Source organism: Paraburkholderia panacisoli, assembly GCF_008369935.1.
Classification (GTDB): Bacteria; Pseudomonadota; Gammaproteobacteria; order Burkholderiales; family Burkholderiaceae; genus Paraburkholderia; species Paraburkholderia panacisoli.
In genome coordinates, this window is record NZ_VTUZ01000017.1 from 143,165 (window position 1) to 163,099 (window position 19,935).

Here is a 19,935-nt window from a genome sequence, read left to right on the forward strand (position 1 = left end):
CGCAGACCACCTGCAATCCTTCACGCGCCGCGCGCATTGCCGTTGTATATACCGCCAAAAGCACACCCGCAAGTTGCTTTTCAGCCCTTCATATAAGGGCTTTTCTCTAGCTGCACGTTTATTTGTTTCGCGCGAAAAACGCGGTATATACTGCCTCGCATGAACCGCGCCGAACGCACCGCTTTCGCACAGCACCGCTTTGCCAACCGGAGAATCCCATGAGCATCCTTGCAGGCTGGAAGTGTCGTCTGGTCATGCTGACGTTGTGCGCGGCAAGCGTCGCCGCTCACGCGGACGACCAGCTCGCCAAAGTGAAGAAAGCCGGCGAACTGGTGGTCGGCACCGAGATGCAGTTCGCGCCGTTCGACTTCCTCGAAAACGGTCAGCAGGCGGGCTTCAACAAGGACCTGTTCGCCGAAGTCGGCAAGGAAATGGGCGTGAAGGTGCGCTTTATCGACCTGCCGTGGCCGAGCGTGCTGCCGGGTCTCGAAGCGGGCAAGTTCGACATGGTGGGCGGCCCGTTGACGGTCACGAAGGCGCGCATGGACCGCTACACGTACACGCTGCCGGTCGCGGACGCCACCGACGCGCTGCTCAAACGCGCGAACGACGCGTCGGTCAAGCAATCGTCGGATATCGCGGGCAAGACGGTCGGCGCGGGCAAGGGCTCGGCGCAGCTCGACCAGTTGAAGACCTACGTCGCCACGTTGCCGAAGCCGCCTGAAATCCGCGAGTACGTCGACAACAATCAGGCTTACGCCGATCTCGCCGCCGGTCGCATCGCCGCCGTCGCGAACTCGATGACCAATATCGCGTACGTGGCCAAGCAACGTCCGGAGACGTTCGCCGTGGTGCAGCCGCCGTTCGGCGCGAAGGTGTACTTCGCGTACGCGCTGCGCAAGGACGCGGACAGCAAGCCGCTCGCCGACGCGTTCAACGCCGCGCTCGTCAAGATGCACAACGACGGGCGGCTCGCCACGTTGCAGAAAAAATGGTTCGGCGTCGCAATGGACGCGCCGACCACGATGCCCACGCCGAACTATTGATCGCTGCACGCAGCGACCGGCCTGAGTTTTCGATGCAGGTGTTTTGACGCACGCGATGCGCTCCGCCGCGAGCCGCATCGCCGTCATCCGTTCCAGCGAGTGCGCCGCTTATGTTCAGCACGACCGTCTTCGTCCAGGGTTTGCCGCTGTTGCTGCACGCGGCGCTCGCCACCATCGGCATTTCGCTGACGGGGCTCGTGATCGGCTTCTTCGTGGCGATCGGGGTATGCGCGGCGCGGCTCTCGCCGAAGCGCGCGGCACGCATGGTCGGCGGCGCTTACGTGTTCTTCTTTCGCGGCGTGCCGATGCTGGTGCAGTTGCTGCTGGTGTACTACCTGCTGCCGTTCGCGGGCATCAATGTGTCGCCGGTGGTGGCGGCGATCAGCGCGGTCTCGCTATGCTCGGCGTCGTATATCGCCGAGATTCTGCGCGGCGGCTTTCTCAGCATTCCGCCGGGTCATCTCGAAGCCGCGCGCATGCTCGGCCTTTCACCGTTCGACATGTTGCGGCGCATTCTGGTGCCGCAAGCCTTTCGCTTGACGCTGCCGTCGCTCGTCAACGAAATGGTGCTGCTCATCAAGGCTTCGTCGCTGATCTCGGTGGTCGGCGTGGCCGAGCTGACGCGCACCGCGCAGAACCTCGCCGCCAGCACGTACCGGCCGCTCGAAGCGTATCTCGCGGCGGGACTGATCTACTTCGTGATCTGCGGTGCGCTCGCGCTCGTCGCGCACGCCGCCGAATATCGTTTGCAGCACGCCTGACCTGAGTCCACGCCATGCAGACGCTCGACCCCACCGTCATCACGCACAACCTGCAGCCGATCGCCGCCGGTCTCGCGACGACGCTCGGCACCTGGGCCGCGGGCGTCGCGATCGGCCTCGTGATCGGCTTTCTGATCGCCGTGCTGCAACTCTTTTGCGGACGCTGGGTCCGGGGCCTGCTGCGCGTCTACATCGAACTGTTTCGCGGCACGCCGTTTCTCGTGCAACTGTTTCTGCTGTACTACGGAGGCCCGTCCATCGGTCTCACGCTCGAACCGATGACGGCCGGCGTGCTCGGTCTGGGCCTCTACGGCAGCGCCTATTTCGCCGAAGCGTTCCGCTCCGGCTTTCAGTCGGTGCCACCGGGACATCTCGAAGCGGCGTCGTGCCTCGGGCTCACGCGCTGGCAAGCCGTGCTGCGCATCCAGGTGCCGCAAATGCTGGTGCTGATCGTGCCCGCGTTGACCAATCTGATCATCGTGCTGAGCAAGGAAACCGCGGTGCTGTCCATCGTCACCGTGCCTGAGCTGACATTCGTGCTGACCGGCATCGGCTCGGCCACCTTCGCTTTTGTCGAAACGCTGCTGGTGCTGTGCGTGTGCTACCTCGCGCTGGTCGAACTGACCTCGCGCGCGGGCATGTGGGCCGAGACCCGCATCGCACGCTTCGTCGCATGAATCCGGAGCCTTTATGAATGCCATCGCCGACATGCCCTCCTCCGTGTCCACCACTGGCATCGCCACCCCGCCAGCCGCGCCGCTGATCGAAGTGCGCGATCTGCGCAAGCGCTTCGGCGAAGTCGAAGTGCTGCGCGGCGTCGATCTGCAGATCGCGCGCTCCGAGGTGGTGTGCATCATCGGTCCTTCGGGCTCGGGCAAGAGCACGCTGCTGCGCTGCCTCGCCGCGCTCGAAACCTACGATCAGGGCGACGTGCGCATCGAAGGCGAGCTGCTCGGCTATAGCGAGCGCAACGGCAAACGGGTGCGCGCGTCGCAGGCGCAGATCAATCGCGTGCGCCGCAATGTCGGCATGGTGTTCCAGCAGTTCAACCTGTGGCCGCACATGAGCGCGCTAGGCAACGTGATGGAAGCGTTGCTGCGCGTGCGGCACGTGTCGCGCGACGAAGCGCGCCGCCGCGCCAACGCGATGCTCGAAACGGTCGGCCTCGCGCACAAGGGCGATGCGTATCCGGCCAAACTGTCGGGCGGCCAACAGCAACGCGTGGCGATTGCGCGGGCGCTGGCGATGGAGCCGCACATCATGCTGTTCGACGAGCCGACCTCGGCGCTCGATCCAGAACTGGTCGGCGAAGTGCTGCAGGTGATGAAGCAACTCGCGCGCGACGGCATGACGATGGCCGTGGTCACGCACGAAATGGGCTTTGCCGCGCAGGTCGCGGACAAGGTGATGTTCATCGATCAGGGCCGCATCGCCGTGCAGGGCAAACCGCGCGAGGTCTTTCACGACGCCGGGCAGCCGCGCTTGCGGCAGTTCCTGCAAAACTACTTCGACCGCAACGCGTTCTGGACGCGCGATGCCGGCGACGCGCCGCCGCTATGAACGCGCACCGGTTTCCGCCCTCCTCGCGCGAACGGTAGCGAGCGCCGCCCATGACCTCCCCGGTTCGCAGCAAGGCTCACGACAAGCCGTCTTCCGCCGCGGCGATGAAGACCGCGCGCAGCGCCGACGATGTGCCCGCCGCGCGCTACGAACAGGTCAAGCAGCACATCCGCCAGATCATCGAATCGGGCGCGCGCCAGGCGGGCGACCGTCTGCCGTCTGAACTGGATCTCGTCGCGACGCTCGGCGTGTCGCGTATGACGGTCAATCGCGCGCTGCGCGAACTCGCGGACGCGGGGCTCGTCACGCGCGTCTCCGGCGTCGGTACTTTCGTCGCGCGCAGCAAGCCGCAATCGACGTTGCTGATGATCGCGCACATCGGCGACGAGATTCGCTCGCGCGGCCACGAATATCGTTGCGACACGGTGCTGTCGCAACGCGAGACGGCGTCGGTGATGGTGTCGAACGCGCTGGGGCTCGCGCCCGGCGCGTCGGTGTTTCATGTGATCTGCGTGCATCGGGAGAACGGCCTGCCCGTGCAGCTCGAAGACCGCTACGTGAATCCGGCAATCGCGCCGGACTTCCTGACCCAGGATTTCTCGGCAGTCAGGCCATCCGAGTATCTGCTGGAGATCGTGCCCGCGCACGATGTCGAGCATGTCGTCGACGCGGCGCTGCCGACGCGCGCCGAGGCCGAGCTGCTGCAAATCCGCGCCGAGGAGCCCTGCCTTACGCTGATGCGCCGCACGTGGACGAACGGCGTGGCGGTGACGTTCGCGCGCTTCGTGCATCCTGGCTCGCGCTATCGGCTGGGTTGCCGTTTTTCACCGGATATGTGGCAGCGCCAGGGGTGATGCACCCCCAACGCGTGTGCTAAACGTTCCCTGCCAGATGAAAGCGCGACGCCGGATGCCATAAGCGCACCGACGTCGCCACATCGTCGCCGACCCACGTGCGACGCCACAGCTGCAAACACGGCTCGCCGATATCCATCATCAGATGCCGGCGCACGTAGGCGTCGGGCTTTTGCGCGTAGATGCGGAACTCCGCGCGCTGGATCGGCGCGAGCCGCACCATGTAATGATTCGGCGTCTCGACCGTGAAGTCCTGTTGCAGATAGTCGGGAAACACTTTCGGATTGACGTAGCGGTCCTCGTACTGGATCGGCTCGCCTTCTTCGCTGTGCACGATGCACGAGTGAAACGCCGGGCCGCTTGCGAGGCCGAGCGCTTCGAGCGCGAGCGGGTCATCGCTCGGTTCGAGCGTCAGCACGCTCGCCGAATGGCGATGCCCGCGGTCGGCAATTTCGTCGGCGATATTGCGGATTTCCAGCACCGTCGACTCATAGCGCTGCGGCGCGACGAACGTGCCCGAGCCTTGTACGCGCGTGAGCACGCGCTCGGCCGTGAGTTCACGCAGCGCGCGCGAAACCGTCATGCGCGCGACGCCGAATTCCTTGACCAGTTCCATTTCGGATGGGATCAGCCCGCCTGGCTTCCAGTCGCCCTCGCAGATGCGCCTGATCACGTAGCGCTTGATCTGCTCATACGCGGGCAACGCCTTGAGCGGCATCTCGCGGGGGCGATCGGGTTGGCCATGCGGCTGCGCTGTTTGCGCTGTTTGCGCGTTTGTAATTGTGTTCACTCCGACCTCGTGGGTGGTACGCGGCTGGTACAAGGTGTGCACCGTGGCCGGTTCGCCGACGGGTAGGCCCGCTCACCGGCATTGTCTCCATCATGCCATGTGCGCGGCGGCCTGCCCGTTGTCGACTGCGGCGCTCGCGGCAGCGCGGATGCTGCCGGCGGCGGTCAGACCCGTCACCGTGGCGCGTGCCGGCTGCTGCGCGCCGTCGACAGAGGTCACCGCGCGAGGCCCAATGTTACCAGGGTTCGGTAACGGCGGCGGCGCTTCGTCGGCGATCATCCGGAACGCGACGCTCATGTCGTCCGCGAGCGGCCGGTCGTCGCGGTAGGTCGGCACGGCGCGCCGCACGCGTTGCCTGAGCGCTTCGGTATGCGGCGCGCGCGGCGCATCGCCGCTTTGCAGGTCATAGGCTTGCGCGGCCGCCAGCAATTCGATCGCGACGATACGCCCGGCGTTGTCGATGATTTCCAGCGCCTTGAGCGCGGCGGGCGTGGCGTGGCACAGGTGATCCTCCTGCAAGCCCGACGTGATGCCGCCGTCGAGACTCGCCGGCACGGCAAGGCGCCGGTTCTGCGCGACGAGCGAGGCCGCCGTGTACTGCGCGATCATGAAGCCCGAACAGGTGCCGCCCGGCTCGGCGAGAAACGCAGGCAAGCCGCTGACCAGCGGATTGACGAGACGGTCGAGACGCCGCTCGGCCATCGCCGCAACTTGCGCGATGGCCGTGGCCAGACTGTCCATCGCCAGCGCGATCGACGCGCCCACCGCATGTGCCTGCGAATAGACGCGCGGCTCCTGCGGCGTGCCGGCGACGATCGGGTTGTCGGTGATCGACGCGAGTTCGCGATTGACCACGTCGGCGGTCGCGGTCAGCACGTCGCGCGCGGCGCCGTGCACGTGTGGAATGGTCCGCATGCTCAGCGGGTCCTGGGTGCGCTGCCCGACCACCGCCGCGAGAATGCCGCTGTCGGCGAGTGTGGTGCGCAACCGTTCGCCGACCAGATTGAGGCCGGCGGAAATCCGCAGCGCGAGCGAGTCTTCGTCGAACGCCGCGAGCTGGCCGCGCAAATTTTCGAAGCTCATCGCCGCGACCATGTCGGTCCAGTCGAGCAGGCGCGCGGCGCGCGCCATCGCCAACGCCGCGAGGCCGGTGACGCACGGCGTGCCGTTGACCAGGCTCAGCCCTTCCTTGGCTTCGAGCACCAGCGGTTCGAGCCCCAGCATCCGCAACGCGTCGCGCCCCTTGAGGCGCTCGCCGCGATAACGCACATGCCCCTCGCCGATGCAGACGAGCGCGATATGCGCCATATGGCTCAGATAGCCGACCGAACCGAACGCGGGCACCTCCGGCAGACAATCGGCATTGAGCAACGCGACCAGTTGCCCGGCGACTTCGAGGCGGATGCCCGAATGTCCATGCGCGAAATTATTGAGGGCCGCGGCCATGATCGCGCGCGTCTCGGCGGCGCCGAGCGGCGCGCCGACGCCGACCGCGTGGCTCATCAGGATGTTGCGCGACAGGGTGCGCTGTTCGCCCGGCGACACGATCACATCGCACAACGCGCCCACGCCGGTATTCACGCCATACGCGCGAATCCCGCGCGCGACGATCTGCTCGACGAGTTCACGCGCCGCCGCGATACGCGCGCGGGTGCCGCTGCAAAGCTCGAGCGGCTCGCCAGCCGCGATTGCTGCTACTTGAGTCCAGTCGAGAGGACGTTCGGAACGGATCACGGTCATGAGGGTGTTTTACCTGGTCGATTACCTGGTGATACTGATCAATGTGTGCTGCGATCCTGGTGGCTCGACACGAACTGCCGGAAGCGTGCCGACTTGCAATCGACGAACACTTCGTCGGGCGTCCCGTCCGCATCCACCTGCCCCTGATGCAGGAACAGCACGCGGTTCGACACATGGCGCGCGAAACCCATCTCGTGCGTGACCACCAGCATCGTGCGGCCCTCTTCGGCCAGCGAGCGCATCACACGAAGCACTTCGCCCACCAGTTCGGGATCGAGCGCCGAGGTCGGCTCGTCGAACAGCATGACCTTCGGATGCATCGCCAACGCGCGCGCAATCGCCACACGCTGTTGCTGACCGCCCGACAGATGCGCCGGATAGTGGCCGCGTTTTTCCGCGAGGCCGACTTTGGCGAGCAGCGCCTCGGCCTCTTCGACCGACTCGGCACGGCTGCGCTTTTGCACACGCATTGGCCCTTCGATCAGATTTTCCAGCACCGTCATATGCGACCACAGGTTGAAGTTCTGGAACACCATGCCGAGTTGCGAGCGCACCCGGTCCACCTGGCGGCGGTCGCTCGGGTGCAGTTTGCCGTCCGCGCGGCGCTTCATTTTCAGTTCTTCGCCGGCGAGCGCGACCGAGCCGTCATCGGGCGTTTCGAGCAGGTTCAGACAGCGCAGGAACGTGCTCTTGCCCGAGCCGCTCGCGCCGAGAATCGAAATCACATCGCCCTCGTGGGCATCGAGCGAAATGCCTTTGAGCACGTGATGATCACCGAACGATTTGTGAATGTTCTTGACCGACAGTGCGACGGGTGACGTAGCGTTCATGGAGTTCTCCAGGTTCATCCGGAAGGGCCGGTCGTTCAGGACGCGGCGCGACATGCTTAGGTAGTGGCGGAGACCGGGCGGCTCGGCGCGGTCTGAATGGCGATCGGACCCAAATGGCGCGACAGACGCGTTTCGAGCAGGCCGAGCGCGCGCACGATCACGAAGTTCAGGAACAGATAGATCAGCGCCGCGCAGACGAAAACTTCAGTCGTGCGATAGGTCTGCTGGATGATCTGCTGTGCGACGCCGGTCACCTCCCACACGGTGACGAGACTGGCGAGCGCGGTCGACTTGACGAGCAGCACCGCTTCCGTCGAATACGCGGGCAGACACTGGCGCAATGCGATCGGACCGATCACGCGGCGCAGCAGCGCGAATCCCGACAGGCCGATCGAATAGCCCGCCTCGATCTGGCCGACCGGCACGGCCATCAGGCCGCCGCGGATGATTTCGGCGGTATATCCCGCCGTGCATAGCGCGAGCGACAGCACCGCGCACAGGTAAGGCTCGCGCAGCAGCGGCCACAGGAAGCTCTCGCGAATCACGCCGAACTGGCCCATCCCGTAGTAGACGAGGAACATCTGGATCAGCAGCGGCGAGCCGCGAAACACGAGGATATAAGCGCGTGCGAAGCGGTTCGGCAGCCAGCGCGGCGACATGCGCATCGTGACGATCACGAGCGAGAGCAGACCGCCGAGTACCAGCGACGAGAAGAACAGCCCTAGCGTGGTCGGCACTGCTGCGATCAGTTGCTTGAGCGTATCGAACAGAAAGTCGAAATCGAAATGCATGGTGGCCGCTCCCGTCAGTTGCGCGCGAAATTGCGCTTGAAGGACCGGCCCACGCGCGCCTCGGCGCGGTTGAAGACCCGGTTCGAGATGCTGGTCATCAGCAGATACAGCGCGCCGCCCACCACGAAGAACGTGAAGTACTGATGCGTGGAGCCCGCCGCCACCTGGCTCGTGCGCAGCAGTTCCGCGAGCCCCGTGACGGAGATCAGCGCCGAATCCTTCAGGCTCAACTGCCAGACGTTGCCGATGCCGGGCAGCGCGAAGCGCAGGACTTGCGGAATCAGAATGCGGCGCGCCATCGTCAGCGTGGGCATGCCGATCGAGCGCGCGGCTTCGAGTTCGCCGCGCGACACCGCCAGGACCGCCGCGCGATACACCTCGGCCTGATAAGAGCCCGAAATCATGCCGACCGCGAGCGCGCCGATCACGAACGGCGGCACGCCGACGAAACCTTCGGCGCCGAACCACTGGCCGACGGTGGTCACGAGCGTCGAGCCGCCGAAATAGAACAGATAGATCACGAGCAGTTCCGGCACGCCGCGAAACACGGTGGTATAGATATCGCCGATCACGCGCAACGTGCGAAAGCGCGACAGCTTGGCCGCTGTCACCAGCGCGCCGAACACGGCGCCCACCGCGAGCGCCGCCAGCGTGAGCACGACCGTCATCAACGCCGCGAGCAGCAGCACGCCGCCCCAGCCTTCCGGCCCGAAGCCGAGCATTTGTATCAGAGCCATCCCCTACTCCTCGTTCGTGACCGCGGATCGAACCAGCCGGCACGCAACGTCGCCGCGCGTGCCGCATCTTCCGAGCGCCGTGCGCATCAAGGTGTCACGTCGGTCTTGAACCACTTTTCGGAAAGCTTTTTGATGGTGCCGTCGGCGAGCGCGGCGCCGATCGCAGCGTCGAACTTCGCTTTCAGCTCGGGGTCCTGCTTGCGGAATGCGAGTCCTTCGCCCGGCCCCCAGATCGGGCCGCCGATCTTCGGACCGGCCATCGTGATCGACGCGTTTTCTTTCTTGTCGAGGTTGGCGGCGTAGTAGGTCACGTCGTCGAATGAGGCGTCGATGCGGCCGTTCGCCAGATCCAGATCGCGTTCAGGCGAGGTCTTGTAGACGCGGATGCTGGCGACGTCCTTGAAGCCGTCGTTGATGAATTTGGTGTAGACCGTGCCCGACTGGATGCCGATGGTCTTGCCCTTGAGCTGCTTGCGCAATGAGTCGATAGCAGGCAGATCGGCCTTCGGGTCGCCCGACAGCTTGACGATGCCAGCCGTGGGCACAGCCTTCGGCAACACCTTCACATCGGCCACCGCGAAGGTGGCGGGCGTCGCGGCGTAGGGCCGCGAGAATGCGATGATCTTTTCACGCTCTGGCGTGATCGAGACCGCATCCATCAGGACATCGAACTTACCGGCTTGCAGGCCGGGAATCATGCCGTCCCAGTCCTGTGCGACGAGGTTGCATTGCAGCTTGGCACGCTCGCACAGATTGGCGGCCAGTTCGGGTTCGAAGCCGCCCAGCTTGCCGCCCGGCAAGGTCAGATTCCACGGTGCGTAGCCGCCTTCCAGCGCGATCGTCACGGTCTTCCAGTCTTTAGCCTGCACCGGTGCCGCAAAAATCGTCGCGGCGCCGAGAACGGCTCCCATCAATGCGTTTGCTGCCGTTCTGCGCTTCACTTTCACGTCGAAACTCCTTTGATTGAGGAAACCGTCGAGTTGGCTGTTTTGACTGCCGCCTGATTTGTATAGACAAGCTTGCACCAGTCAAAAAGCAGGGGCAAGAGGATTCAGCGGAAATACCCCGAATCCTCGGGTAAGCCCCTAGTCAGCACCGTCGAATAAGGCTCTGCGGGGAGTTCTTAAAGACCGGAGGTCGAAGGAAGATGCCGCCGCTTGAATGACGCACGGCGCATTTTGTCTAGACAGGTTCGCGCAAGGAAGAAATGCGGTCTACCAGATGAACGGCACGAAGCGAAAGCGCACCCGCGCCATGTACTCCGTATAACCGTCGAGTTGCGCGGCTAGCAGCCGCTCTTCGCGCACCGCGCGCCAGCCCATGCCGAACACCATCACCGGCACCACGGCGAGGCCCCACCATGAACCGAGCAGCAAGGGCGTACCGACGAACATCAGCAATGCGGCGCAATACATCGGATGGCGGATATGCGCATAAGGGCCGCTGTCGATCACCTTGTGGCCACGGCTCGTCTGGATCTTCACGACCGGTGCCGCATAGGTATTGGCCTTGAACACGAAGCGGCACATGAAGATGCACAGAAACACACACAGCGCACCGAGGACGACCAGCGCGACCGGCAACGGCGCGGACCAGCGAAAGCGCATCGCGTCGAATCCCATCACGACCAGCCAGCCCGACCACAGCAGCGCGATGCCCAGCATGAACAGACGATCCCAGCGGCTCTGCTCCGCCTGCACGGGCGGCGCGAGACGCTCGGCGAGCAAAGCGGGATCATGGCGCGCGAGCCACACACCGATCCATATGCTCAACACGCCCACCTCGATCAGATACCACCACGCCGCCGGCCACGCCAGCGTGCCGGCTGCGCCGAACAGCAGCACGCCCATGCCGGCCAGCCAGAGCACTGTTTGCAGGACGAGGCGCGCGATCATGCTCGTGGTCCGCTATGGAGTCCGTTATGCGCTCTGCGCCGGGGTACGCACGCGCTCGAACACCGCCGCGATGTCGATGCCGATCTCGCCGGCATCCAGACCGAAGCGATCGCGCAGACATGCGGCGAGTTCGGCGGCGCTGGCGAGTTGCCGCTCGTCGACGATCTCGCCGTTCGCCGTGCGCTCGTTCAGTTGATCGTTGAACAACGTGAGACGCGTCGTTGGCAATACGCGGCATACGATCAGGTTGCTCGCGAAGATCGAATCGGGCGAGGTCGACGTGTACCAGTTCGACGTTTCATAGTCGATCCATTCAACCGGCTGCAAGTCGAAGCGATAGACCCGCACCCAGCTTTCGTCGTGAGCCTGCACTTCGAGATAAAGCGCCTCGCGCGCCGCGTCGGCGAGACGGAACGTGCCGTGCGGGGTCGGCTGCGCGAGGCCCGTGATCAAACGCAGCGGCGCGGTCAGCGTCACGCTGCCGAAGCCGACGTCGGCGATCCACGCGTCGGCACCGATGTCGACGCGCAACACCATGTGCGTGCGCGGCGGTATCGCGTCGGACTCGCGGCCCCACAGCACGCGCCCGAGCAGCGGCGTGATCTTGAAGCCCAGTTGCATCAGCACGTTGGCGAGCAATGCGTTCTGCTCGAAGCAGTAACCGCCGCGCCGCCCGGTGACGAGCTTGGTCTCGACCGATTCGAGATCCAGCTTGACCGCACGACGCGTGAGCGGCGCGAGGTTCTCGAACGGGATCGCCGCGGGGTGCAGCCGGTGGATTTCCTGAAGCACTTCGAGCGTTGCCGCGCGCGGGCCCTGGTAGCCTATGCGGGCGAAGTAGTTGTCCAGATTGACGGTGTGTGACATCGGCGTAATCCCGGCAGGGTTGAGCTGGCCGCCTACGGGCCTGGCGTCTGCGTGCTGCGAGCGGCCAGGCGGCTTTCGGGACACGATCATAGCCGGTTTTAACGTGGTTCCGAGGCAGGGCACTCGACGTGCGTCAGCCTTTTTCGTAGCCGATGCGAGCCGCCGCGCGCCGCCGCCGGAGCGGCGCGTGCGACATCGGCCGCGTGCTACTGGACGCCCTTCAATGCCGACGTCGCGATCGACGGTACGGTAATGCCGTGGCTCGACGCGAACTGCACCGCCGAATTGAGCGTCGACATCAGCGATTGCAACTGCCCCGGCGCCGATTGCGCGATATACGACGCGCTCTGCGCCGTCTGCGGATTCATTCCGGACTGCAACAGCGAGGACGGACTCATCTGACCGATGCTGCCCAGCCCCGACTGCAGACTCGAATACTGGCTCACGCCCTTGCCTAGCGACGCCAGGCCGTCCGTGAACGCCTGCTTGTTCACCGGCGTCGCCGACGCGCTGCCGCTCGCATGGCTCGCGAACGCCTGTGTCAGTGTTTCGGAGAGCGACTGCTGCGTGCTGCCCACCTGCGTCAATTGACTCACCGACGGCGTTCCGCCGCTCAGCAGGCTCGCTGCCTGCTGCGCCTGCCCGGCGGCACTGCTCATGCCCATCGCCGACGCGAGGCTCGACTGGCCGCTGAGCACCTGCTGGTTCGCGCCTACATAGGTCTTCAGCAACTGCGACATTCCACCTTCCGACGCCGGCGCGGCGCCCGCCGAACTATCGCCGCCGCCGCCCAGGCCGAACTGCTTCAGATTCAGTTGCGCGTTTGCAACGCCGCCCAACAGCAAGCCGCCGCTCGCCAGCATCGAAATCAAAAGAATGCGGGTTTTCATGTCCATCTCCTTACTTTGGCCTTCCGGGTTGATCGTGCGCTTCGACACGGCGCTTTCGCACGCGTTCGATATGACCACAGCCCTACGATCAGATTACATTTTCATTCGGTTCGAATTACATCCACATGCCATTTAGCAGCAGTACGTAACGATGGAAATTACACGCCAGTAATATTGATGAGAATCGTTCTCATTTGAATTGACGTCTGTAATACGCATGAGTACGATTCTCGTTATCTGCTGCACGGCGTCGCGGGCTGTTACGGCAAATCGCGGGCTGGCAGGCATGCTGGCCCGCGATGAATAAATCAGTCGAAACAACACTAATAAGGATTTCGATGAAGTTCGCCAAACTCAACGGCCCCGCCGCCCAAGCGCATCCACGTCGCGACTGCGCGACGCGCGCTGGCGCAACTTATCGTACGCGCTTGCCTTCGATGCGGCGCGCCGCCCTCTGCACCGCGTTCGCCTGGGCCTCTTTGACGGCCGGCGCGGCAATGGCCGAAGCCAATCCCGATGCCACCCCCGAAGCCCCTGAAGCCGACCTGAACATCAAGGCGACCCAGACCAGCCAGTGGACCGGCTTCTGGAATCGCGAGCAGATGCTCGGCGACATGGGCGGTCTGCGCCCGTGGCTCGGCAAGTACGGCGTGACGTTCTCGCTCACCGAGACCAGCGAAGTGCTCGCGAATCTGCGCGGCGGTCTCGCACGCGGTGCGGACTACGACGGCCTGACGACCGCCGCCGTCCAGATGGATACGCAAAAAGCGTTCGGCTTGCCGGGCGGTCTGTTCAACGTCAGCGCATTGCAGATTCACGGCGCCAACCTGAGCGCCAACAAGCTCGGCACGCTGAATACGGCAAGCGGCATCGAGGCCGACGACGCCACCCGCCTGTGGGAGTTGTGGTATCAGCAGTCGTTCCTGAACAAGCGCGTCGATGTGAAGATCGGTCAGCAGAGTATCGACCAGGAATTCATCACCAGCGCGTACTCGGCGCTGTTCCTGAATACGATGTTCGGCTGGCCCGCGCTGCCCTCGTACGACATGCCGTCCGGCGGTCCGGCCTATCCGCTCGCGGGTCTGGGCGTGCGCGTGCGCGGCCAGATCACGCCTTCGTTGACGGCGCTGGCCGGCGTGTTTTCCGGCGACCCGCTCGGCAACAACCCGAACAACATGAGCGGCACCAACTTCAACCTGCACAACGGCGCGCTGTGGATCGGCGAGTTGCAGTACGCGATCAACCAGCCGGCCGAGGGCGAAATGGTCGGCACGGGCAGCAACGGTTTGCCGGGCACCTACAAGATCGGCGTCTGGTACAACTCCAACAGCTTCGCGGACCAGCGCTACGACAACAACGGTTTGTCGCTGGCGAATCCGGCTTCGACGGGCATCGCCGCGACTCATCACGGCAACTACAGCATCTACGCGGTAGCCGACCAGATGGTCTGGCGTCCTAACCCTGACGAGCCGCGCAGTCTCGGCGTGTTCGCGCGCGTGATGGGCGGCCCAGGCGACCGCAACCTGGTGAGCATCGCGGCCAACCTCGGCGTCGTGCTGAGAGCGCCGTTCGCCGGCCGCGACAACGATAGCGCGGGCCTCGCACTCACCTACATCAAGGTCGGCAACCACGTGAACGGGCTGGATCAGGATTTCCGCGCCTTTACCGGCGGCCCGTACGGCGTGCGCACCAGCGAAACCGCGCTCGAGGCGACCTACCAGTATCAGGTCAATCCGTGGTGGCAACTGCAAGCCGACGCGCAATACACGTTCAACGCCGGCGCCGGCCAGAATCCGAACGACCCGACGCAGCCGCTGCGCAATACCTTCGTCGTCGGCGTACGGACCAATATCACGTTCTGATGCAATTCGCGCCCTACCCATACGCTATCGACAAACCGGATCCCATGCTTTCGATCATGACCGCAACCACCGTTTCGTGCGCAGGCACGGAGGCTCAATCGTGAATCAACCCACGCGCAAATTTTCGCCGCGCGCCGCGCGGGCTCTCGTCGCCGCCGCTGCCGGCGCCGCCGCGTTTGCGACGGCCGCCAGCGCCTATGCCGAGCCGCAAGGTTTCCTCGAGACCATCAAGCACCACACCACGCTGATCAACACCGTGCCCGAGAACGGCGACCAGAACCCGTACGCGGTGGTGGTTGCGCCGGTCACGGCGGGCGCCATCAAACAGGGCGACGTGCTGGTCGGCAACTTCAATAACTCGACCAATCTGCAGGGCACCGGCAGCACGATCATCAACTATCGTCCGGATACCAAACAGATGACGGTGTTCGCCACGGTGCCGCGCGATCTGAAGGAATGCCCCGGCGGCATCGGCCTGTCGACCGCGATGACGATGCTCAAGTCGGGCTACGTGATCGTCGGCAGCACGCCGAGCAACGACGGCACGACCGGCACCAAGGGCGCCGGCTGCCTGATCGTGATCGATCCGCAAGGCAAGATCGCGTCGGCCATCACGAGCCCCAACATCAACGACCCGTGGGGCAACATGGCCGTGGTCGACAACGGCACGAGCGCGACGCTGTTCGTCAGCAACGCGGGCTTCGGCGTGGGCGGTGCGCAAGGCACGCCGCCGGTGTTCAAGCAGGCCACCGTGCTGCGGCTGGACCTCGACGTGCCGGCCGGCAAGCCGCCCGTCGTGAAGAAGGAAACCGTGGTGGGCAGCGGCTTCGGCGCGCAGGCGGACAAGGGTGTGTTCCTCGTGGGCCCGACCGGGCTCGCCTTGTCGAACGATCAGAAGCTGCTGTACGTGTCCGACGCGATCGGCAACCGCATCACCGAAATCGACGACCCGATGACGCGCGACACCAGCGCCGGCGTGGGCCGCCAACTCACCGCCGATGGCCTGCTGCATCGCCCGCTCGCGATGGTCACCGCGCCCAACGGCCACCTGCTCGTGACCAATGCGCTGAACGGCCAGATCGTCGAAATCGATCCGGCGACCGGCAAGCAGATCTACGCGCGCTGGATCGACACCGACAAGGCGCAATCGCCGCCGGGCAACGGCGACCTGTTCGGCCTCGCGATGACGCCCGAAGGCGACGGTTTCTACTACGTAGAGGACGACGTGAACACACTGGTGCTCGCGAAGTGAGCGGCACGCTCCCACGCGACAATGAAGGCGAAGTAACCATGACAAACGATCAACCCCCACGTCCCTCACGGCGCGGCTTTCTGAAGGCCGGCGGCGCCGCGGTGGCCGCCGGCGCGGGCCTCGGCACGGGTCTCGCGGCGCCCCAGGCCGCGCTCGCCAAAGCCCAGCCCCACAGCGCCGATCCGCAGATGGCCGTTGAGCCGTTCTACGGCGCGCATCAGAGCGGCATCGTCACGCCGCAGCAGAGCCACACCTACGTCGCCGCGCTCGATCTGACGACCGACAGGCGCGACGATGTGATCGCATTGCTGCGCGCGTGGACCGACGCGGCCGCGCGTCTCACGCAAGGCGGCACGGCCGCCGCGCTGCCGGCGGGCGACGCCGGCGACAATAAGTCCGCGCCCGATTCCGGCGACGCGCTCGGTCTCGGCCCCAACGGTCTGACGGTCACGTTCGGCTTCGGCCCGGGCCTGTTCGCGAAGGACGGCAAGGACCGCTACGGCCTCGCCGCGCGCCGCCCTGCCGCGCTGGTCGATCTGCCGCGCTTTAACGGCGATCAGCTGATTGCCGAGAAAACCGGCGGCGACCTCTTTATCCAGGCGTGCGCGAACGATCAGCAAGTCGCGTTTCACGCGGTCCGCCAACTGGCGCGGCTCGCGTATGGCACCGCGGCCATGCGCTGGGGCCAGGCCGGGTTCCTGTCGGGTCCGCGCGGTCAGACGCCGCGCAATCTGATGGGCTTCAAGGACGGCACCAACAACCCGTCGACCGCGAAGCCGCAGTTGATGAACGAATTCGTGTGGGCCGGCGCCTCCGCCGACGCGCCGTGGATGGAAGGCGGCACCTACACCGTCGTGCGGCGCATCCGCATCACGCTCGAACACTGGGACAACATGGAACTGGGCTTCCAGGAACAGGTGTTCGGGCGTCACAAGTACAGCGGCGCGCCGATCGGCAAGAAGAACGAGTTCGACGCGGTTGACCTGAAGGAAGAAGACAAGGACGGCAATCCGGTGATTCCGGAGAACTCGCATGTGCGCCTGTCGAATCAGGCGAGCAACAACGGCGCGCAGATTCTGCGCCGCTCGTACTCGTACAACGACGGCACGAACTTCTACATCGAGCGCTGGCCGCCATGGCGCCAGGAAACCGAGTACGACGCGGGACTGATCTTCGTCGCGCATCAGAGCGACCCGCGCACCGGCTTCATTCCGATCAACGAAAGGCTCGCGAAGTTCGACATGATGAACCAGTTCACGACCCACGTCGGCAGTGCGATCTTCGCGGTGCCGCCGGGGGCGAAGCCGGGTTCGTATATTGGCGCGGGGCTGTTCGAGACGTAAGGCAGCCGCTGAAACACACAGACAACTTAGATCAACCAACATCATCACAACGGGACTTCTGGAACATGGCTTATTCCTGGTTTGGCACCCGCCTGCGCCTTCTGAGCAGCGTGGCCGCGCTCACGCTGGCTGCTTTCGCGACGGTGCCGTCGGCGGCCCGCGCTGCGTCGATCACGCTGTATAACGCGCAGCACGAGCAGGTCGTCAATGTGCTCGCGAAAGACTTCGAGAAACAGTCGGGCATTTCGGTGAAGATCCGCAACGGCGAAGGTCCGGCAATGGCCGCGCAGATCGTCGCGGAAGGCGCCGCCTCGCCCGCCGACGTGTACTTCACGGAAAACTCGCCGGAGCTGATGCTGCTCGAAGAAAAGGGCCTGCTCGCCAAGGTGGACAGCGCCACGCTCGCCGCCGTGCCGGCGCGCTTCAACTCGCCGAGCGGCGTATGGGTCGCCGTGACCGCACGTGAAAACGTGCTCGCGTACAACACGGCCAAACTGCAGCCAGCGCAACTGCCGCAATCGCTGTTCGATCTCGCGAAGCCGGAATGGAAAGGCAAGATCGGCATCGCGCCGAGCGACGGCGACTTCCTGCCACTCGTGAGCGCCGTGCTCGCGCTGAAGGGCGAACAGCAAACCGTGCAATGGCTCAAGGGCCTGAAAGCCAACGCGCAGATTTTCGACGACGACGAAGGCGTGGTGGCCGCGGTGAACCGTGGCGGCGTCGCCACCGGCCTGATCAACAACTACTACTGGACGCGTCTGCATGCCGAACTCGGCGATGCGAAGACCCGCAGCGCAATCCATCACTTCGGCAACGGCGACGCCGGCGCGCTGGTGAACGTGTCGGGCGCGGCGGTGCTGAAGTCCGCGCACAACCCGGACGGCGCACAGAAGTTTCTCGCCTATCTGGTCAGCGAGCGCGCGCAACAGTTGATGGCGAACAGCCACGTGATGTTCGAATACCCGCTGCATGCGGGCGTGGCGCCGGACCCGATCCTCAAGCCGTTCGCCGAATTGAGCCCGCCGGCGCTGACGATCCAGCAACTGGGCGACGATAGCCAGGCCGGCAAGCTGCTGCGCCAGGCCGGTCTGCTGTAAATGAGCGAAGCCCTGTCAGCCGGACCGCCGGCTGTCCCCACCGCCCCGGCGCGCGCCCGTTTGCGCGCGCCGCGCGGTTTGTTCGCGGCAGCCGCGCTCAGCGCTTTGCTGGTGCTGCTGCCGATTGCGTTTACGTTCTGGCGCGCCGCGAGCTTCGGCGCCGCCGAGGCGCTCGATCTGGTGTTCCGCCCGCTGGTCGGCGAACTGCTGGTCAACACGCTGATGATCACGGTAGCGACGACGCTCGTGTGCGCGGTGATCGGCACCGCCGCCGCATGGTTCGTCGAGCGCACGCATTTGCCGGGACGTCGCGCGTGGGCCGTGCTCAGCGCCGCGCCGCTCGCGATGCCCGCCTTCATTTCGAGCTATGCGTGGGTCTCGCTCAGCGAGGATTTGCAGGACTTCAACGGCGCGTTGCTGGTGTTGAGCTGCGCGTATTTCCCGCTCGTCTATCTGCCGGTCGCCGCCGCGCTGCGCAGCATGGACCCGGCGCTCGAAGAAAGCGCGCGCTCGCTCGGCTGCAACCGCTGGAGCAGTTTCGTGCGCGTGGTGCTGCCGCAATTGCGGCCGGCGTTGCTCGGCGGCATGTTGCTGGTTGCACTCGGCGTGCTGTCGGAGTTCGGCGCGTTCACGCTGCTGCGTTTTCGCACCTTCACCACGCAGATCTACGCGGACTTCCGCACCAGTTTCGACGGCGGCGGCGCTTCGCTGCTCGCGTGTCTGCTGATCGTGATCTGCCTGATCGTGCTGGCCTTCGAGTTTCGCGTGCGCGGCGCGGCGCGTTATGAACGCGTCGATCGCGGCGCGCGGCGCGCGGTGTTGCGCTACGAGCTCGGCGCGTGGCGCTGGGTGGTGGTCGCCGGCTTTGCGCTGCTCACCATCACGACGCTCGGCGTGCCGCTCGGCATGATCGGCTACTGGCTTACGCAGCCGGGCGCGGCCGCCGTCACGCCGGCCGATGTCTCGCCCGAGCTGCTGTTCAATGCGACGCTGTCGTCGCTCGGCTTCGGCTTCGCAGCCGCGCTGCTGACCACCTTGCTGGTGGTGCCGCTCGCATTCCTGCTGGTGCGCTACCCCGGCCGTTTCGCGACGCTGTTCGAACGCACGGTGTTTCTCGCGCAAGGCGTGCCGGGTCTGGTGATCGCGCTGGCGATCGTGTCGCTCGCGGTGCATGCGCTGCAACCGCTCTATCAAAGCGCGACGCTGCTGGTGGTCGCGTACGCGATGCTGTTCATGCCGGTCGCGCTGGTGAGCGTGCGCGCCGCGCTCATGCAGGCGCAGCCGCGCCTCGAAGAGACCGCGCGCGCGCTCGGCCTGAGCTGGCCGCAGACGCTGGTTCGCGTGATCCTGCCGCTCGCGGGGCCTGGGCTTGGCGCAGCGGCGGCGATGGTGTTCATCTCGGTCGTCACGGAACTGAACGCGACGCTGCTGCTCTCGCCTCTCGACACGCAAACGCTCGCCACCCAGGTCTGGGCCGATACGTCGACGATGGCCTTTGCCGCGGCCGCGCCGTACGCGGCGCTGCTCACCGGCATTTCACTGCTGGCTTCGGGGCTGCTGTTCGCGCTGCTCGGCAGGTCGGCGCTGCTTGGCGAGCGCGGCTGAGCGGGTTGCGATGCC

General features: G+C 65.3%; 19 protein-coding genes. 10 read left to right on the forward strand and 9 right to left on the reverse strand.

Features of this window, described 5'->3' with window-relative positions:
* Positions 1 to 218: 218 nt before the first annotated feature.
* The 5 genes from FVF58_RS24835 (at position 219) to hutC (FVF58_RS24855) (ending at position 4,221) form a co-directional block, all read left to right on the forward strand.
* Positions 219 to 1,046 carry a transporter substrate-binding domain-containing protein gene (locus FVF58_RS24835; RefSeq protein ID WP_149672478.1) on the forward strand — a complete coding sequence of 276 codons (828 nt, stop codon included), beginning with the start codon at positions 219 to 221 and terminating at the stop codon, positions 1,044 to 1,046.
* A gap of 110 nt (positions 1,047 to 1,156) precedes the next feature.
* Positions 1,157 to 1,807, forward strand: a complete 651-nt coding sequence (locus FVF58_RS24840; RefSeq protein WP_149672479.1) for an amino acid ABC transporter permease — start codon at positions 1,157 to 1,159, stop codon at positions 1,805 to 1,807.
* Positions 1,808 to 1,821: 14 nt separating this feature from the next.
* Positions 1,822 to 2,484, forward strand: coding sequence for an amino acid ABC transporter permease (locus FVF58_RS24845; protein ID WP_149672480.1), 663 nt, complete (start codon positions 1,822 to 1,824; stop codon positions 2,482 to 2,484).
* A 13-nt stretch (positions 2,485 to 2,497) separates the two neighbouring features.
* Positions 2,498 to 3,367 carry an amino acid ABC transporter ATP-binding protein gene (locus FVF58_RS24850; protein WP_149672481.1) on the forward strand — a complete coding sequence of 290 codons (870 nt, stop codon included), beginning with the start codon at positions 2,498 to 2,500 and terminating at the stop codon, positions 3,365 to 3,367.
* 50 nt (positions 3,368 to 3,417) lie between these two features.
* Positions 3,418 to 4,221, forward strand: coding sequence for a histidine utilization transcriptional repressor HutC (hutC, locus tag FVF58_RS24855; protein ID WP_149672482.1), 804 nt, complete (start codon positions 3,418 to 3,420; stop codon positions 4,219 to 4,221).
* 19 nt (positions 4,222 to 4,240) lie between these two features.
* Here the strand turns inward: hutC (FVF58_RS24855) and hutC (FVF58_RS24860) are convergent, their stop codons facing one another.
* The 9 genes from hutC (FVF58_RS24860) to FVF58_RS24900 all read right to left on the reverse strand — a co-directional run bounded on the left by hutC (FVF58_RS24860) (position 4,241) and on the right by FVF58_RS24900 (position 12,761).
* A complete protein-coding gene (gene hutC, locus FVF58_RS24860) occupies positions 4,241 to 5,011 on the reverse strand; it encodes a histidine utilization transcriptional repressor HutC (RefSeq protein ID WP_149672483.1) in 771 nt (256 codons plus the stop codon).
* A 90-nt stretch (positions 5,012 to 5,101) separates the two neighbouring features.
* Positions 5,102 to 6,751, reverse strand: a complete 1,650-nt coding sequence (locus FVF58_RS24865) for an HAL/PAL/TAL family ammonia-lyase (RefSeq protein ID WP_149672484.1) — start codon at positions 6,749 to 6,751, stop codon at positions 5,102 to 5,104.
* 38 nt (positions 6,752 to 6,789) lie between these two features.
* A complete protein-coding gene (locus tag FVF58_RS24870; protein WP_149672485.1) occupies positions 6,790 to 7,581 on the reverse strand; it encodes an ABC transporter ATP-binding protein in 792 nt (263 codons plus the stop codon).
* Between the two features lie 56 nt (positions 7,582 to 7,637).
* Positions 7,638 to 8,372 carry an ABC transporter permease gene (locus FVF58_RS24875; RefSeq protein WP_149672486.1) on the reverse strand — a complete coding sequence of 245 codons (735 nt, stop codon included), beginning with the start codon at positions 8,370 to 8,372 and terminating at the stop codon, positions 7,638 to 7,640.
* Between the two features lie 14 nt (positions 8,373 to 8,386).
* Positions 8,387 to 9,109 carry an ABC transporter permease gene (locus FVF58_RS24880; protein ID WP_149672487.1) on the reverse strand — a complete coding sequence of 241 codons (723 nt, stop codon included), beginning with the start codon at positions 9,107 to 9,109 and terminating at the stop codon, positions 8,387 to 8,389.
* 86 nt (positions 9,110 to 9,195) lie between these two features.
* Positions 9,196 to 10,020 carry a transporter substrate-binding domain-containing protein gene (locus tag FVF58_RS24885; protein ID WP_149672534.1) on the reverse strand — a complete coding sequence of 275 codons (825 nt, stop codon included), beginning with the start codon at positions 10,018 to 10,020 and terminating at the stop codon, positions 9,196 to 9,198.
* Between the two features lie 303 nt (positions 10,021 to 10,323).
* Complete coding sequence (locus FVF58_RS24890; protein ID WP_149672488.1) at positions 10,324 to 11,004, reverse strand: methyltransferase family protein; 681 nt, start codon at positions 11,002 to 11,004, stop codon at positions 10,324 to 10,326.
* 24 nt (positions 11,005 to 11,028) lie between these two features.
* The gene (locus tag FVF58_RS24895; protein WP_149672489.1) at positions 11,029 to 11,871 is read right to left on the reverse strand and encodes an arylamine N-acetyltransferase family protein; all 843 of its coding nucleotides are present in this window, start codon (positions 11,869 to 11,871) and stop codon (positions 11,029 to 11,031) included.
* Positions 11,872 to 12,077: 206 nt separating this feature from the next.
* Positions 12,078 to 12,761 carry a hypothetical protein gene (locus tag FVF58_RS24900; RefSeq protein ID WP_149672490.1) on the reverse strand — a complete coding sequence of 228 codons (684 nt, stop codon included), beginning with the start codon at positions 12,759 to 12,761 and terminating at the stop codon, positions 12,078 to 12,080.
* A gap of 338 nt (positions 12,762 to 13,099) precedes the next feature.
* Here FVF58_RS24900 and FVF58_RS24905 point away from each other — a divergent pair, with 338 nt between their 5' ends.
* From FVF58_RS24905 to FVF58_RS24925, 5 genes are all read left to right on the forward strand, one after another.
* A complete protein-coding gene (locus tag FVF58_RS24905; RefSeq protein ID WP_149672491.1) occupies positions 13,100 to 14,623 on the forward strand; it encodes a carbohydrate porin in 1,524 nt (507 codons plus the stop codon).
* A gap of 100 nt (positions 14,624 to 14,723) precedes the next feature.
* Positions 14,724 to 15,875 carry an NHL repeat-containing protein gene (locus FVF58_RS24910; RefSeq protein ID WP_149672492.1) on the forward strand — a complete coding sequence of 384 codons (1,152 nt, stop codon included), beginning with the start codon at positions 14,724 to 14,726 and terminating at the stop codon, positions 15,873 to 15,875.
* A 38-nt stretch (positions 15,876 to 15,913) separates the two neighbouring features.
* The gene (gene efeB / locus FVF58_RS24915) at positions 15,914 to 17,218 is read left to right on the forward strand and encodes an iron uptake transporter deferrochelatase/peroxidase subunit (RefSeq protein WP_149672493.1); all 1,305 of its coding nucleotides are present in this window, start codon (positions 15,914 to 15,916) and stop codon (positions 17,216 to 17,218) included.
* A gap of 65 nt (positions 17,219 to 17,283) precedes the next feature.
* Positions 17,284 to 18,315, forward strand: a complete 1,032-nt coding sequence (locus tag FVF58_RS24920) for an iron ABC transporter substrate-binding protein (protein ID WP_149672494.1) — start codon at positions 17,284 to 17,286, stop codon at positions 18,313 to 18,315.
* Positions 18,316 to 19,920, forward strand: coding sequence for an ABC transporter permease (locus FVF58_RS24925; RefSeq protein ID WP_149672495.1), 1,605 nt, complete (start codon positions 18,316 to 18,318; stop codon positions 19,918 to 19,920).
* The last annotated feature ends 15 nt before the right edge of the window (positions 19,921 to 19,935 follow it).